General features: G+C 34.2%; 10 protein-coding genes. All 10 read right to left on the reverse strand.

Annotated elements, in window-relative coordinates; all coding sequences use genetic code 11:
- Positions 1-51: 51 nt before the first annotated feature.
- On the reverse strand, positions 52-1050 hold the full coding sequence (locus tag Q0828_RS13660; protein ID WP_298421903.1) for a LacI family DNA-binding transcriptional regulator: 999 nt from the start codon (positions 1048-1050) through the stop codon (positions 52-54).
- 124 nt (positions 1051-1174) lie between these two features.
- Positions 1175-2779 (reverse strand): T9SS type A sorting domain-containing protein, encoded by a 1605-nt coding sequence (locus Q0828_RS13665; RefSeq protein WP_298421906.1) that lies wholly within the window; start codon positions 2777-2779, stop codon positions 1175-1177.
- 350 nt (positions 2780-3129) lie between these two features.
- On the reverse strand, positions 3130-4014 hold the full coding sequence (locus Q0828_RS13670; protein WP_298421908.1) for a glycosyl hydrolase family 17 protein: 885 nt from the start codon (positions 4012-4014) through the stop codon (positions 3130-3132).
- Positions 4015-4026: 12 nt separating this feature from the next.
- Complete coding sequence (locus Q0828_RS13675; protein WP_298421911.1) at positions 4027-4935, reverse strand: glycosyl hydrolase family 17 protein; 909 nt, start codon at positions 4933-4935, stop codon at positions 4027-4029.
- A gap of 87 nt (positions 4936-5022) precedes the next feature.
- Positions 5023-7368 carry an MFS transporter gene (locus tag Q0828_RS13680; protein WP_298421913.1) on the reverse strand — a complete coding sequence of 782 codons (2346 nt, stop codon included), beginning with the start codon at positions 7366-7368 and terminating at the stop codon, positions 5023-5025.
- A 14-nt stretch (positions 7369-7382) separates the two neighbouring features.
- Positions 7383-8879: a glycoside hydrolase family 30 protein gene (locus Q0828_RS13685; RefSeq protein ID WP_298421916.1), complete on the reverse strand. Its 1497-nt coding sequence runs from the start codon at positions 8877-8879 to the stop codon at positions 7383-7385.
- Positions 8880-8881: 2 nt separating this feature from the next.
- A complete protein-coding gene (locus Q0828_RS13690) occupies positions 8882-10174 on the reverse strand; it encodes a glycosyl hydrolase family 17 protein (RefSeq protein ID WP_298421919.1) in 1293 nt (430 codons plus the stop codon).
- A 13-nt stretch (positions 10175-10187) separates the two neighbouring features.
- The gene (locus Q0828_RS13695) at positions 10188-13652 is read right to left on the reverse strand and encodes a hypothetical protein (RefSeq protein ID WP_298421922.1); all 3465 of its coding nucleotides are present in this window, start codon (positions 13650-13652) and stop codon (positions 10188-10190) included.
- Between the two features lie 57 nt (positions 13653-13709).
- Positions 13710-14540 (reverse strand): PKD domain-containing protein, encoded by an 831-nt coding sequence (locus tag Q0828_RS13700; RefSeq protein WP_298421925.1) that lies wholly within the window; start codon positions 14538-14540, stop codon positions 13710-13712.
- A gap of 13 nt (positions 14541-14553) precedes the next feature.
- Complete coding sequence (locus Q0828_RS13705) at positions 14554-15393, reverse strand: glycoside hydrolase family 16 protein (protein ID WP_298421929.1); 840 nt, start codon at positions 15391-15393, stop codon at positions 14554-14556.
- Between the last annotated feature and the right edge of the window lie 2 nt (positions 15394-15395).

Below are 15395 nucleotides of genomic sequence, written 5' to 3' on the forward strand. Positions count from 1 at the left end.
ATTGTAAAATATGTAGACGCTTCTATTATTAACATTATGAAAACATTGGACTTAAGCGCTTGTCTCCCCAATAGTAATTGTAGTATTTAACACTACATCTTTCGTTTCTTTACCTTCAGGTTTCGATTCTAAACGTTCTAAGAGCATGCGTGTAGTTTGTTTTCCTATTTCTTGCGGATGCTGATCTATATAAGAAATTTTAGGGTAACTTAAATCATTTTGCGCAGCATTTACATATCCAATTAAAGAGATTTCTTCTGAGTATTTTAATCCTCTTGTTTGTATTGCTCTATTGCAAAGTAAGGTAGCATTGATATCAGCAGCAATTAATCCGTCAACTTTTCCTTTTTTCAGGGTATTTTGTAGTGTTAATTGTAAATCGTCTAAATCTTCAAAAGCAATTACAGTTGGACTCTCTGCTTTAGATAAGTATCCATCTTCGCGCAGGCGTCCAACAATTAATGTAGGAATGGAAGATACAAAAGCAATATTGTTACAATTTTTACTTTCTAGATATTCATAAGCGCTTACAATACTATCATAATCATTTACATGTACAACATCAAAACCAAGTGGTTGCATGGGAATACGATCAAATAATACTAATGGAATTCCTTTTTGTTTGATATCTATAATATGATCAAACGTTTTCTTTTTATTGGTTTCTTCTGCTATACAAATTAGAATTCCGTCAACATTTCCTCTAGAAAAATAGTCTAAACATTCTTTTTCTTTTTGAAGACTTTCATTACTAAAAAATGTAATGATATTGTATTTAGAACTGTTTGTTATTTCGTCAATTCCTTTTAACACGGAAGCAAAGAATGGGTTTTCAATATTAGGAACTATTACTCCTATTTGCATTGTTTCTTGCTTTTGTAAACGAACCGCAATAGGATTTGGTGAATATCCTCTGAGTTTGGCAAGGTTTTTTACACGTATTTTAGTTTGCGCGCTAATTTCTTCACTATCATTTAGTGATTTTGACACAGTTGACACAGATATATTTAATTCTTTTGCTAATGATTTTAAGGAAACTACATTTTTCATTGAGTACGAGGTTTTATTATTTATATCTGAATCTGAAATGTAAAAATACTAAGTTAGACTAGTAATGCATAAAAAAGTGCATCTATTTTCATAGACACACTTTTTATAAGTACTATTATGTGTTTTAGTTTTTCACTAATTTGATACTACTTGAACCTTTATCCGATTGAATTTTAGCAAAGTAGATTCCTGCTTTTAATGAGCTACCATCAATAGTAGCTGTAAAAGCATTTGGCGTCATCGTAGTTACTTGTCTTCCTGAAATATCATATACTTCAATTGCATTGATTTTTACATTATCTGTTACAACATTCCATGAATCGTTTGTTGGGTTTGGATATGTCTTAAAAGAAGACGTATTGAATTCGTCAACACTTAATACTGTATTTTTGTGTAAGTAGATATTGTCATACCATACATTAGTTAAGTTTGCAGTTGTGATACCCATTTGAGCAATATCACTTCTTGTAAGATTACCAGCTACAACACCACCTATAGATGTAATTTCAATATCAACAGAAACCCAAGTATTAGCAACAATAGCTGGCATGGTTCCAGTGTTAATATTTACTTCTAATGCTGAAGCTTCTCCGCCTCCGCCAGCAAAATCAACTAATTTTACATTGAAAACATCTCCTACTAAATCTACGTCATCTGTATAGAAATCGAAATGAATATGTGTAAAGTCTGACAAATCTTGTCTGTTTGTAGAAAAGTCAATTCCTTGACAAGGAATACCGGTATTCTTTTTAAATGTATTGTTTCCTTCTATTTGTACTTCGGAAATTGCTGCACCACACCAACCAGCATCATATGTACCCACGGTAATATTTGGATATGCATCACTATAGATTGAAACAACATCTGCAGCAGGTCTATTTGGTGGTGCTGGTGCTGCCGTAGGTGGTCCGCTTATAACAAAAGATACTGTATAAGTTTCCATTTCCATACCATTTTGAGAAGTAACCACAACCGTTGCATCTCCTGGAATTGCTGATGCTTGTGTAATATTGGTCATTGCTCCAGCATCTGTAGGAGTAGCTGTTGTAATTTGTGGAACTACTGTTGTCCCAGGAGCTAAATCTACTGTATAGTTAAATACTCCTGAACCGAATCCTGCTAAAGGAGCTGCATCAATTTCCAAAGCACTTAATGTTGCGTCTGAACCAGCTGCTGTTGGGTTTTTCCAAAAGTATATGTTATCAAGATAAATATCTACAGGTGTTGTACTTCCTGGTCCGTTTGCAGCAAACTTCATTTGAAAAACACTATCCCATGTCATCCCTGTAAAAGCAGATTTTGGAATATCGACACTTGTCCAAGTTCCAGATGTATAGGCTATAGAAACTAACGTTTCTACTGTTCCTGATCCATTGTTAATTGGACTTATTTGAATATCAGTTGCTCCAGGACTTGCTGCTGTCCAAATGTCAATGTGTAAAAATTCCATTTGAGAAGCATCAGTTGCTGTTAGTTCAGTTCCTTGGTAATTAAAATTTGGGTATGCTAATATAACTTGTCCTGTTCCTGGATCATATGAAGTGTTTACTAGTCCAGCTCCAGATTGTCCCCAAAATGGATCGTAGTTTGTTGCAATACTTGTATAGGTATCACCGTACACAGAAACTACATCTGCAGCGTCTTGCATCGGAGCAGCTGGATTTGTAGTTGGTTGAGCAAAAGCTATTGCAGATATTAATAGCATGCATAAAAATGTAATTTTTTTCATATTAATTATTTTTAATTTAGGTGTTAGTGTTTAATTTTATACTCTTAATAAAATCTTTAATATTATTATTTTACTAATAAGTTTAGGGTACTCGCTTTTATACTTTCATTTAGAATACTTTATTATCTCAACAAGATATATTTTATAATTTCATAATGGACTTTTACCACTACAACAAAAAACATACAGTTATTAAAAAAAAATATTAAAATCAATAAGCACAGTACTTCAAAAGTTTTTTACCTAACTGTATAACAGTGTTTTAAATAAATTTATTTTCAAATATTGTAGCGATGTTGTGGTAATGTTGTGGTGATATCAACTTCTCGATTCATCTATACAACAGGCTATTAAAATTTCAATCTTTCATATCTATCCCAAAGTCCCCAATAAGCTCCAACATCTCCTTCATCTCCTACTTTCCATGATTCATCAAATGATGAAAAATAGAATATTTCAATGTCTTCTTCTTTGGACCATTTTTGCGTATTTATAAAGTATTTGATTGCGTTTACATCTGACGGAAAAGCACCTTCAAGACTTGTTCCTTTGTTTGGCCAACCTGTTTCTGTAATAATTACTTTTTTACCGTTTCCAGCTTTTTTAGCTCTGTTATACATATCTTTCATGTATAGTAATGCGTAATCTTGATCACAGCCTTCCCAGAAAGGATAACAGTTTGCTAAAATGATATCGCATGCTTCGGTAATTGCTGGACGTTCCGAGAATTCATAATAAGCATCAACATAGCCTACTGGGATTTCTTTTATTTGTTCTTTAGTGTAATAAATGAATTTTAATAATTCGTCTTCACTAAGATCACCTCTGTACATTACTTCGTTTCCAACGGCAGCAATATCTACATATCCATCTTTTGCAAGTTCTATTAATCCTTCTATTTCTGCCTCATTGGTTTCAGGGTTGTTTCCTAGCCACGCGCCTACTAAGGTTTTTATTCCGAATTCTTTGGCGATTTGAGGTATAAGTTCATTTCCTTCTGTACATGAGAAAGATCGAATCCAATTGGTATACGGTCTAATAATTTCTAAACGACGTCTTATTTGCGCTTCCGATAGTGTATCACCTGGTTTTTGTCCTTCTTGATATGGACTAAAGCACAAGCCATGCATTCCTTTATGAAGTGTATTATGCCATTGTAATTTTAGATCATCTAAAGATTGACCTTCAAACTCTATAGCAGCTAATGCAAAAAATTTCTCTTTTCGTAAAGACATTATTTTTATTGATTAAAATTTTAGTTGTTCGTGCTTGTCCCAAAGTCCCCAATATGCACCTACATCGCCTTCGTCTCCTGTTTTCCAAGATTCATCAAATGATGAGAAGTAAAATGTTTCTATATTGGCTTTTTTAGCCCAAACTTCTGCATTTATAAAATATTTCATAGCGTTGATTTCCGAAGATTCTGCGCCTCGTAAGCTTCCGCCTTGACTTGGCCATCCCGTTTCTGTAATAATTACTTTTTTACCTTGGGCTGCATGCGTAGCCTGACCAAACATTTGCTGCATGTGTGCTAAAGAGCCATCAATGTGGCAACCTTCCCAATATGGATAGCAATTACTCAGAATAACATCACTAATTTCTACAAGCTCTGGATGTACGGAAAACTCGTAATAAGCATCTACATACCCTACCTGCACATTCGGCAATGCTTCTTTTACTCTTCTTATATATTCTAGTAATTCTTCAAGTGTTAGATCATTTCTATACAATACTTCGTTTCCTACCGCTGCAATATCAATAACACCTTCTTTTCCTAGTTGTATTAGTGCTTCAATTTCTTTTTCATTGTCGTCTTTATCATCTCCTAACCAAGCACCTACCATAGTTTTCATTCCATGCTTTTTTGCAAAACGCGGAATGTGTTCATTTCCTTCTATACAAGAGAAAGAACGTACCCATTTAGAATAAGGTTTTAAAATTTTTATTCTACGTTCTACTTGTTCTTCACTTATAGTATCGCCTGGCTCTTGTCCGTCTTCATACATACTAAAACAGATACCATGCATACCTTTTTTGAGTGTGGCTCTCCAAAGCTTTTTTAAATCTTCAATGGAATATTTTTCGAAATCTATTCCTGAATGTTCTGTGAAGTTTACACCTTCGTATAAACGATATTCTTCGTCTCTATATGACATTTTTTAGTGCTATTCTATGTTAATTTATATTTCTCCTTTAAACCCTATTCTTTGTAATACTAGTTGTTGATTTTATATTGTATTTCTTTAAATAAATTTTAGTTTTTCGTCTTTATCCCAAATTCCCCAACGTGCTCCTAAATCTCCTTCATGACGTATTTTCCATGATTCATCAAATGATGAGAAATAGAAGATTGGTATGTTTTCATCTCTAGACCATTTCTGTGTATTTAGGAAGTATTTCATTGTGTTTTCTGGTGAAGGAATTGCTCCACTAGAATGTGTTCCTTGATCTGGCCAACCTGTTTCGGTAATAATTACTTTTTTACCTTTTGCAATTTTTTCCGTTGCTGCATACATTCGTCTTAAATATATTGAAGAGTCTTCTATACTACTTCCTTCCCAGAATGGATAACAATTTACAAGGATTAAATCGCAGGCATCTACTAATTTTGGACGTTCTATGTATTGATAGTATGCATCTACATATCCTATTGGAATATTTGGCAATTCAAGTTTGACACGCTGTATGTAGTGAATGATTTCTTTTTCGCTTAATTCATTTCGCATTAGAACTTCATTTCCTATCACAGCAATGTCTACTAAGCCGCTTTTAGCTAATTCTATTAATGAACTAATTTCTTCTTCATTACGTTTTTTATCATGTCCTATCCAAGCACCAACCATCGTTTTTAATCCTCTAGCACGTGCCGCTTTTGGTATAAATTCATTTCCATCTGTACATGAAAATGAACGTATCCATTTGGTATGTGAAGCTATGATGTTGATTCTTTCTACTATTTGTGTTTCTGATAGTTGATCTCCAATATCTTGTCCTTCTCTATATGGGCTAAAGCATAAACCATGTAGTCCTTTGTAGAGTGAGTCTTTGAATAATGAGGTTATTTGCGCTTTACTTTTTGAATCAAAATCGATATCGTTTGATGTATCTATTTTAAAATCCAATCCGCCTAGTAGTGACAGTTTTGCTCCTTGATAGTATGAAGTTGCTGTCGATTTTGGCTTATTTTTTCTTTTGTCTAATTCGGCTCTGATTTCATTGGCTCTTTCTTCAGAAACAGAATAGTTCCACATAACAGCAATTGCGATTAATGTTCCTATAATTGGCACTGCTGAGAAAAATATCCTTAACCCAGTTATAGCTTCTTCAGTTTGAACAGCATCTGGAGTAGAGTCAAAACCTACATAGGTTAGAATTAAACCGCTAAGTCCTCCAGCAATAGCAAAACCAAATTTTACCATCCACCAGTAAATTGCACCAAAAATACCTTCTCTTCTTTTTCCTGTATTCAACTCATCTAAATCAATTACATCAGCAGTCATTGACATCATCAATACAAATAAACTTCCTATTCCGAAAGAGAAAAAAGGCAATGCGTAGATGAACATATATGGTTTACCTGGTACAAAAAGAAACCAAAGCAAAATGTATCCAAAAATTGAAATACCTTGTGATATTAAAAAGGCTTTTTTCTTTTCCATTCTTTTAGACATCCAAGTAACGATTGGTATAACCGCAAATGTCGTTATGAGCGCTCCTAAACTACCAAACAATGTTGGCCAAATACCAGCATTACCTGCATTTCCATTAAATAGATAGTATACTACAATAAAAAACGAAAAGGCTGCTACTGTATTAAAAGCATTGAATATAAAAAAGGTTGAGATACATAGTTTTCTAAATGGAGCTGACTTGAAAGCTTCTACGAATCCATTAAAAATTTCTTTAAGACTTCCTCCTATATTACTTAAGGTAAGTGGTGTATAATCTTTATCTAATGTTGATTCACTTTTGATAAACAAAGCAGGAATCATAGCCAAAATCATACAGGCAATTCCAACCCAAACAGCTAGTGATCGAGTTGCGACATCTGCGCTTGGAAACCATTCAGGATCATACATAATAACCCAAAACCAAGGTGCTATTACCCAAGCCCATTGTCCTATCCATTGCGCAACTGCCATGATGTTTGTTCGTTCATGAAAATCTTCACTCATTTCATATCCCATGGCTACATAAGGCACACTAAATATGGTCAATCCTAAATAAAAGACAAATGACCAAAGCATGAAATACATGAAATTATAATCAATTCCTGCATCTCGATATAGTTGCCACATGATTACAAATGCAATCCCCATAATTAAGGCTCCAATAAAAACATATTGTCTTCGTCTTCCCCATTTAGATTTGGTATTATCAGATATGAATCCCATGATTGGATCTGTGAAAGAGTCAAAGATTCTTGGCAAGAAATAAATTAAACTCCATTGCCAACCTTCAAACCCTAGATCTTTTACGAGTACTACCATAAAAATTCCAAGAGCAGCTGGAAACATTTGATTTGCTAGCATTCCTAGCCCGAATGCAACTTTTTGCCCAAATGGTACTGTGTTTTTAGCTGAAGACATAAATATTAGTTTGGTTAGTTAGTGATTACTATCGTTTGAATCGCTTTTGGATTAATCGATATGTTTTTGGTTTTGTCTCCCAATTTTAGAGAGAAGTGCTTTTCATTTCCTCCTTCATTAAATACAACAACTGCTATTGATCCATCAGGATTTTGCGCTGCTGTTACCATTAATTCTTTATCTGTGTTACTTACATCAATCACTTTTGCTTGTGGGCGAATGTATTTACTAAAGTGCGCCATAGTGTAGTAAAGTGGCGTCATGTATACTTCATCTGCATCTGGATCGACAATTACAGGTGCTACACACCAGTTTTTAAACCAGTTTGGTCCACCTTGTTTATCTAAGACCATATTCCAATCAACCCAACCGTCAACCCAATTGTTAAGACAGCCTATGATATCTCGTGCATAACGATTTACAGGCGCGTATTTTGGGTGTAAGTGTTTTTGATGTTCTGGAGCCCAATCCCAGCCCCAATCCGTTGCTTCTTTAGACCAATACCATTTGTCATCTTTCCATTTTGGAACTTCAGAGTCTACACAACCTTCTGTTTCAATTAGATATTTGTCTGGTGCTTTGTTGTGTGCGTATTGTAATGCTTCAGGAAAATAGTCATATGTACTTTCATACCAATGAATTGCTGTTCCATCATAGTATTTTGAAGACGCTTCATCTTTGTACATTACATCAACCCATTCTTTTAAACCTTCACGGTTTTGATCATATCCTAGAATAATTAAATCTCCTTTTCCGTCTGCTTCCAGTTTTGGACCTAAATGATGTTGAACGAATGTTGTCATTTCTTCTGGTGTAAAGTGCATACTTTCCCAGTTATTTCCGTTTCCATGTGGTTCATTTTCAACAGTAAATCCCCAAATATCAATTCCTTCTGCTTTGTATGCATCTACATATTTTGAAAAGAATAATGCCCAAGTGTCATAGTATTTAGGCAATAGTTTTCCTCCAACCCAGTGGTTATTGTCTTTCATCCAAGGAGCAGCTGTCCATGGTGATCCAAATATCTTGAAACCATCTTGTGAAGCTGCCATTGCATCTTTTATCATAGGAATTAGATCGTCACGATCTTCTTCTATCGTAAAATGCTCAAGGTTTATATCATCTTCAACTGGTGTATAAGAATAATTTGTAAGTGAGAAATCACAAGAGTTCATATGTGTACGTGTCAACGAATAGTTTGCACCATCTTTATCAAAATACGCTTTGATAATTTTGTCTCTGTTTTCTTTACTTAGTTTGTTTAATAAATACGCTGACGATTCTGTAAAAGCACCTCCAAAACCAGTTATTGTCTGATATTGTGTTGAAGGCGTTAATATTATTTCTGCTGGTTTTTCAGTTTTTGTAAACTCAGTTATAGGTGTGAGTTTATTGCCACTTGCAGATGTTTCTACTATTTCTGCTTCTAATTTAGGTGTTTTTGCTTCCTCTTTACATGCGATTACAATCATGAGAATCATTATCAAACTATATGTTTTTACGTTTTTCATAATTAATGATTTACAGCTAATTTGGCTTTTATTGGTGGCAACTGAACTTCTAAAAGCAGCGAATCTTTGTTACCATTGTATGTTTTGGTAATTAGATTTCCGTTTCTTGAAAGTCCTTTAAAAGTGCCTTTGTCAACTAAATTCCAAAGTGCATATTTTGCTTTTCCGTCTATTGTGAATAATCCAAAGTGATTTTCAGAACCACCAGGATTACGTGCGTCTTTCCAGATTTCATCAAAGGCTTCAAAGTAGAAACATGACATGTTTACTTCTTTTGTCCATTCACGCATGTGCTTGTAATAGATTGCTTCTTTGTATTCATCTGTTGCTTTACTTCCATTATTTCCGTAGTGTCCATTGGAAGACGAGGCCCAACCTGTTTCTCCAATATGTATAGGTTTGTTTACTCCTAAACTCTTCATGTAATTGAACACACTATCATATTGCGAAATGGCATAATCTTTTGCCTTTAACATAGCATCATCAATTTTTTCAAGACTCGATTTTTTAGAATCTTCTTCTATGCCCCAAAAAACTGGATGGTAGTGTGTATCGTGCATAGGATAAGTATGCATTGAGATATAATCTACTGCTTTGATTAACTTGTTTAAGTCTTCTACATGATAAATTTTATCGCCTCCGCCCCAAGAAGCAAAGTTGTCAGAACTTGTAATCCATATGTCTTTAGAAAGTTTTCCTGCTGCTTTTAACTCTTGTAAATGGTTTACCCATTTTAAGATTACGCTTGGTTGTACATAGTAACTAGCAGCCCATTTTACCATAGCTTCGTTTCCTACAGCTATTATTTTTACAATATCATCATATTGATTCGCCAATGCGACAGCGCGTTCTATTTCGCCTTCATTTTGTTCACTCTCCTGATTGTGATCGGGAACTTGGTTTGTCCAAGCATTTTTACAATCAATCCATGCACCTAACATGACATACATCTCAAAATTTGTGTCTTCGTTTTTCAGTTCCCTGATTGCTTTTAAAATGTTAGTTGCGTGTGGAAGTTGTACATTGTATGTACGCAAAATTCGAATATCCATCGCATGGAGAATCTTCATATCTTCTTTTAGCTCTGCAATTGTTGGTTGAATGTCTCGTAATGAGTCTCTATAACCTCCGTATGAAATTGCTAAATAGTCTTTATTTCCTAATATATCTTTCGCTGTCACTTGCTTTTGTGTTAATTGTTCTGGCGATGTTGCCTTCTTTTTTCGTGAATCTCCACAAGACACCATTAATAGCGTTACCAATAGTATTTTCGATATTTGCTTTAATGTTCTCATGGTTTTTTAAGTTTTACTTTAAATGACTTTTTTCGATATTCACATTGATTTGAGTTACTTCACCTTCACGATTGAATATGTGTTGACTTGTAGCCGCATCTAAACGTAAGTTTTCAACTGTGCTACTTGATCCATCTTTGAAATGAACCGTTAATCCGTATGTATCTGCTATCGTATATACAATTGGTACTTGGCAATATGTAAAGCACAACGATCCTTTTTGTACAGGAATTTGTTTTTGTTCTTTAGCGATATTTACATAATTGAAAGTGTTATCTTTTTGTAAGAACTCATCTTTACGTAACATACATGGATCAAAGAATAGTTCACCTTTTGATACAAATACACCTAACTCACCAAAACGACTTAAGATATCTTCTTTTACCTGACCTGTCATTCCGGGTTGTTGAGCACCTTTTCCTCCAGGCGTATGTGAATATGGATCTGTTGGAAAAGCACCATATAATGATGGAGATTTATGTACACCAATCCCTTCATTGATTTCATAGTAATGCTCTAGTAATCGACCAATTACTTCATCACTCTCATTATCACGAATTGCTTTGATACAGCATTCAAATACTGCTAATTGCAGTTTTGATACCATATGCCAATAGATAGAACCTAAACCTTCGTATCCGTAGAACGTTCCTGAACGTCCTGTAAATTCTTTATGATTGAATACTTCTTCAAAAATGTCTAATATATAGTCAGCATCTTTATGCGCTAACTCTTTGTATGATGTATTACTTAATTCTTGTAACACTTCTTGTAAATCACCTGCATTTTTGAAGTTTCCATTAAAATGATAATCTCCATTTATATCTTGTGATACAATACTTCCGTTGTTATTTTTTAGTAATTCATTCAGTAAGTTTGATTTTGCAACAGCTTCTTTTGAAATTTTATTACGCTGAATAAATCCTTTTAATTCTTTGTTTGGATAGAGTAAGTAACTGTATTGATCAGGTCTAAATAGTTTACTGTTTTTTAGCCCATCAAGCACAGCCAATGCTTCTTTTGAAGCAATATATCCTGAACTTAATACAGCAACTTGACCTTCTAACATTTCATTTAAATATGAAACAGAAATTGAACCGTCATCTTCTACTGTCATCAAATTATACGCATGATATAAGTTATCACTACGTTTATTCGCTTCAATAGAATGCTCTAAATACAAAAGACTTGTTGCCACAAATTCTTTGATTTCTTTGATCGTAATTGCTGTTTTTCTTCCTGAGAATGCATTGGTATAGATTTGCTCTCTATAATCACTTCCAGCATTTCCTAAACCGTCTAAAACTTGTTTACGTGCCGTATCGTTAATTTTTCCAGCTAATAAACCTTTGTGTGTTGAGAAGGTATTGGCAACTTTGTGGAAGAATTCTGCCAATTCTTTTGATATGTCTACAGTTTCTGTAGTTGTATTGGCGAATACACCGTTGAAGAATTTTAGGAAACGTCTTAAATAGTATAGGGTTACCATTGATACACCGTTTCCTACCAATGCATTATTAGCATCATTCCATTCCGGACGTTGTGTATTCATCCAAATACCAGCTTCAGGGATAAAGTTCGATAGTTTAGCAAGTGTAGTTGCTAATATTTTTTCTACAAAATTTACTTTTACGATAAATCTGCTTTCATCACGAAGCAATGCTCCATCAGCTCCTAGTTTGCCTCTTTCTTGACGAATAGTTATGTCTAATTCTTCATCAAACTCAATGGTATCTTTAGGATTTTTTAGTAAATCTTGGTATTTTTTTATTTTGTAAGGTACGTTTGCGTATACAAATAGATCTTTAGCAAAGAAACTTTCCAGTTTTCCTGGCTTGTGATTTTCAATGATTTCTAAGAACTTTTGTAAGTAAATAATTTGGTGATCGCCCCAATATCCAATGTATGACCAAGGATCGTCTGGTTCAATCGTTTCCCAATCGAAACCTCCTTTGGTTACACGATATGGATTGTAGCCATCAAATGTGGTCGCGTTTAAGAATTTATGAATCATACTTTCAATAAATTCTGGATATGAATGTGCTAATGCTTCCCAGTTTTGGAAAATATCACGCCAGTTTCCTTCATAATCAAGTATTTTAGAACCATCTACTTCACTACGCGTATTGATAGAGAACTTGTTCCAAGGACGACTTGGATCTCCATGACGACGACTGAATTTTAATGGCATGTATTCTAAACATAAACGTCTAAAGTTTTTGTCTTGACTTTCGTATGCTAATTCTTTTAATGTTGTAATGGTAAATATCTCAGGTAATGTTTTCATTACATCTTCTGAGGTTCTGGCTACTTTTTTGTTAGCTTTCGCTAGATAGTTTACAAAATCCCACTTTTCTATTTGATAGTTATCATCAAATATTCCACCACGCATAATGTTGAATAGCGTGTTTGAGAAGTGACGTGTATCTCTAAATTTGTCTGCTGATAGTTGTAAACCATCAGAAGCTGCATTGAGTGTAATTAGTTTTTCTGTACCAGTATTGATATTATTTTGAACTTTTTCTGCTAAGTTCTTTTCGTTTTTTATGGAATGTGACAATTTTGCAATGTCTCCATGATCTTGGTTAACATTCGCTACTGTAATCCAATCTTTGCTTTGAGAAGCTTCTAAACGAACATCAGCATTTATAAAGTAAGCACCTTTTTCTGCTTTCACATCTATTTCTTGCTGAATTGGATGACGTTTACGAAAATCTCTTAGTTGTAAAGAAGATAATAAGTAACGAGCATTTTCAAGCCCTAATGACCAAACTACATTGGCTTTTAAGGCTTCACTCGGTTCTGCTTTGTCTACAATAATTGCGCTAAGTGCATAGATTCCTAAGCCAGTACTTTCTTCTAATTCATTTCGTTTATATGCATCTACTAAATTGCTACTTGCGTTTTGCAAATCGGCACCAACTCCATATGGTAAAATGTTTTGAATTCCATCTAATATAGAAACATGCACTACTCCATCAGCGTTATTCATTAATTTGGATTTTTTTACAAATCCGTAATCATCACTTGAATTCCATTCGTAACGAAACGTTAGTTGTAAGTCATGATTGATTTCTTCAAACATTACTTTGTTCCCGTAGTTGTTTTTGTAGAGATTTCGAGTTACTTCATACATACCTTCGTAACGTTCTGAGAACGGTTCCCAGAGTTGTACTTTGTTGTTTTTTGTAACTTGAAAAATAGATTTACTTCCAGTGATTTCTGCAGATTCCGTGATTTTGTCATCTGTATAATATGGAAATAACGAAAATTCAGCATTTTTACGTCCTGCTGATAATCCTCCATTGCTTGAAATAAACATCCAATGGTTGGAATCACTCACGATACTCATGAAAAATGGTCTTATGGTATCGCTATTCGAGATTTTGTAAAAAGCCTCGTTATCTATTTTGACGGTTTCTATTTGAGACATATGAGATAAAATATCTTGATCTAAGCTTGTTTTTTCTTTAATCATTATTGGTCAGTTTTTACTTCTAGGAAGTAGGGGATTTTATTATTTTTCGTTCAATTTTTATTCTTGAGTGATATCATCAAAATAATAGATATCACCGTCACATGCAGTGTTTCTTTCAAAGTAGATAATCATACTTTTAAAGGTTCCTGATGTAACATTTGTAAAATCAAAACTAAGTTCTTGCCACTGCCCTACTTGTGTTATAGTTGCTATTCTTTCTTGAAAAGGATTTACATTTGGAAAAGGCATAAATTCCAGTCTTAGCGTAACATCAGTAACTTGATTTTCTGCTAAAACTTTCATTTTAAAAGTTTTATTCGTAATTGTTGAAAAATCTAATGAAGTTGCAAGTTCAACACCTACTCCAGACCAAGTTTCACAACCATTTGTCTTTTCATAGATTTGCACAAAACAACTACTGTTTACAGCGTCTAATACTGGATTTGATACAACAGCGCCGCCTATATTTCCGAATGCATCAAAAGTTGAATCACTATTCAAAAAAGTCCAATTCAAATCTCCATTTGCCGGGTCAATATTTTCAGCAGTTTCATCTACACATCCATCAATAATGAATGTTTCTTCAAATACGCTAGACGCACCATCATCATTATATGCTGTTAGACTAACTGTGTAGGTTCCATTATCATAACGTTTTACAGGGTTTGATAATGTAGAAGTTGTACCATCTCCAAGATTCCATAAATAAGAAGTGGCTCCGTTTGAAACATTGATAAATGAAATTGTTTTAGATTCGATTTCTTTTACGAATTTGGCTTCTAAGCCTATGATATCTATACCACTTTCATTGTCTTCACATGAAGTGAACATTGTTAACGAAACTATTACTAGTGAAAGTAGGGTTATTTTATATTTTAAAAATTTCATGTCTTTGTGTTTTTTAGTTATAAACTCTTACATAGTCAACAAACATTCTTTGTGGGAAAGTTGTATTTGCATCTGGACTACCTGGTAAGTTCCCTCCAACAGCTACATTCATGATGATATAGAAAGAGTTATCAAATACCCATGTTCCATTACCATTAGTTTCATCTGCTATGGTTTCTGGTGTAATGCTTTGGTATAATACGTCATCTACGTAATAGTTAATTTGGTTTGGACTCCATTCAATACCAAAAACATGAAAGCCAGTGTCAAATCTATCGTTCGTGAGTTCATATTCTTTTGAGATGGATTCTGCACCTGAATAGTTAGGTCCATGTACACTACCAAATACAACCGTAGGTTTGTTTCCTAGGTACTCCATCACATCTATTTCTCCGCATGCTGGCCAAGGATTCTGATCGCAATTATTTCCTAATAGCCAAAATGCTGGCCACAAGCCTTTTCCTTGAGGCAATCGAATTCGTGCTTCAAAACGACCATATTGTTGCTCAAATAAGCCTTGCGTTTTTATCCTAGCAGAAGTATATCCTCCAGAGTTACCTTCTCTAGCTGTAATAACTAAAAGTCCATTTTCCACCGTTACATTCTCAGAATTGTCTGTGTATACTTGCAATTCGTTGTTTCCCCAACCTGCTGGTAAACCTTGTTGTGTTCCATCTCCTAAATCATACGTCCATAATGCAGGATCTGGAGCGCCATCAATATCAAACTCATCCGACATAATCAAATTATTTAGAGTTACGACAGTTTGGGTTTCATCTACTTCACAACTAACAAAAACAACGCTTGATATAAGTGTTAATGCTAGCATACTATTTTTAATTATTTTTTTCATAT

This window comes from uncultured Kordia sp. (assembly GCF_947496985.1).
Lineage (GTDB): Bacteria > Bacteroidota > Bacteroidia > Flavobacteriales > Flavobacteriaceae > Kordia.

What these genes read in the sequence shown, in the direction of transcription:
- Q0828_RS13660 (WP_298421903.1), bottom strand. Translation starts at nt 1,050, where the DNA reads ATGAAAAATGTAGTTTCCTTAAAATCATTAGCAAAAGAATTAAATATA.
- Q0828_RS13665 (WP_298421906.1), bottom strand. Translation starts at nt 2,779, where the DNA reads ATGAAAAAAATTACATTTTTATGCATGCTATTAATATCTGCAATAGCT.
- Q0828_RS13670 (WP_298421908.1), bottom strand. Translation starts at nt 4,014, where the DNA reads ATGTCTTTACGAAAAGAGAAATTTTTTGCATTAGCTGCTATAGAGTTT.
- Q0828_RS13675 (WP_298421911.1), bottom strand. Translation starts at nt 4,935, where the DNA reads ATGTCATATAGAGACGAAGAATATCGTTTATACGAAGGTGTAAACTTC.
- Q0828_RS13680 (WP_298421913.1), bottom strand. Translation starts at nt 7,368, where the DNA reads ATGTCTTCAGCTAAAAACACAGTACCATTTGGGCAAAAAGTTGCATTC.
- Q0828_RS13685 (WP_298421916.1), bottom strand. Translation starts at nt 8,879, where the DNA reads ATGAAAAACGTAAAAACATATAGTTTGATAATGATTCTCATGATTGTA.
- Q0828_RS13690 (WP_298421919.1), bottom strand. Translation starts at nt 10,174, where the DNA reads ATGAGAACATTAAAGCAAATATCGAAAATACTATTGGTAACGCTATTA.
- Q0828_RS13695 (WP_298421922.1), bottom strand. Translation starts at nt 13,652, where the DNA reads ATGATTAAAGAAAAAACAAGCTTAGATCAAGATATTTTATCTCATATG.
- Q0828_RS13700 (WP_298421925.1), bottom strand. Translation starts at nt 14,540, where the DNA reads ATGAAATTTTTAAAATATAAAATAACCCTACTTTCACTAGTAATAGTT.
- Q0828_RS13705 (WP_298421929.1), bottom strand. Translation starts at nt 15,393, where the DNA reads ATGAAAAAAATAATTAAAAATAGTATGCTAGCATTAACACTTATATCA.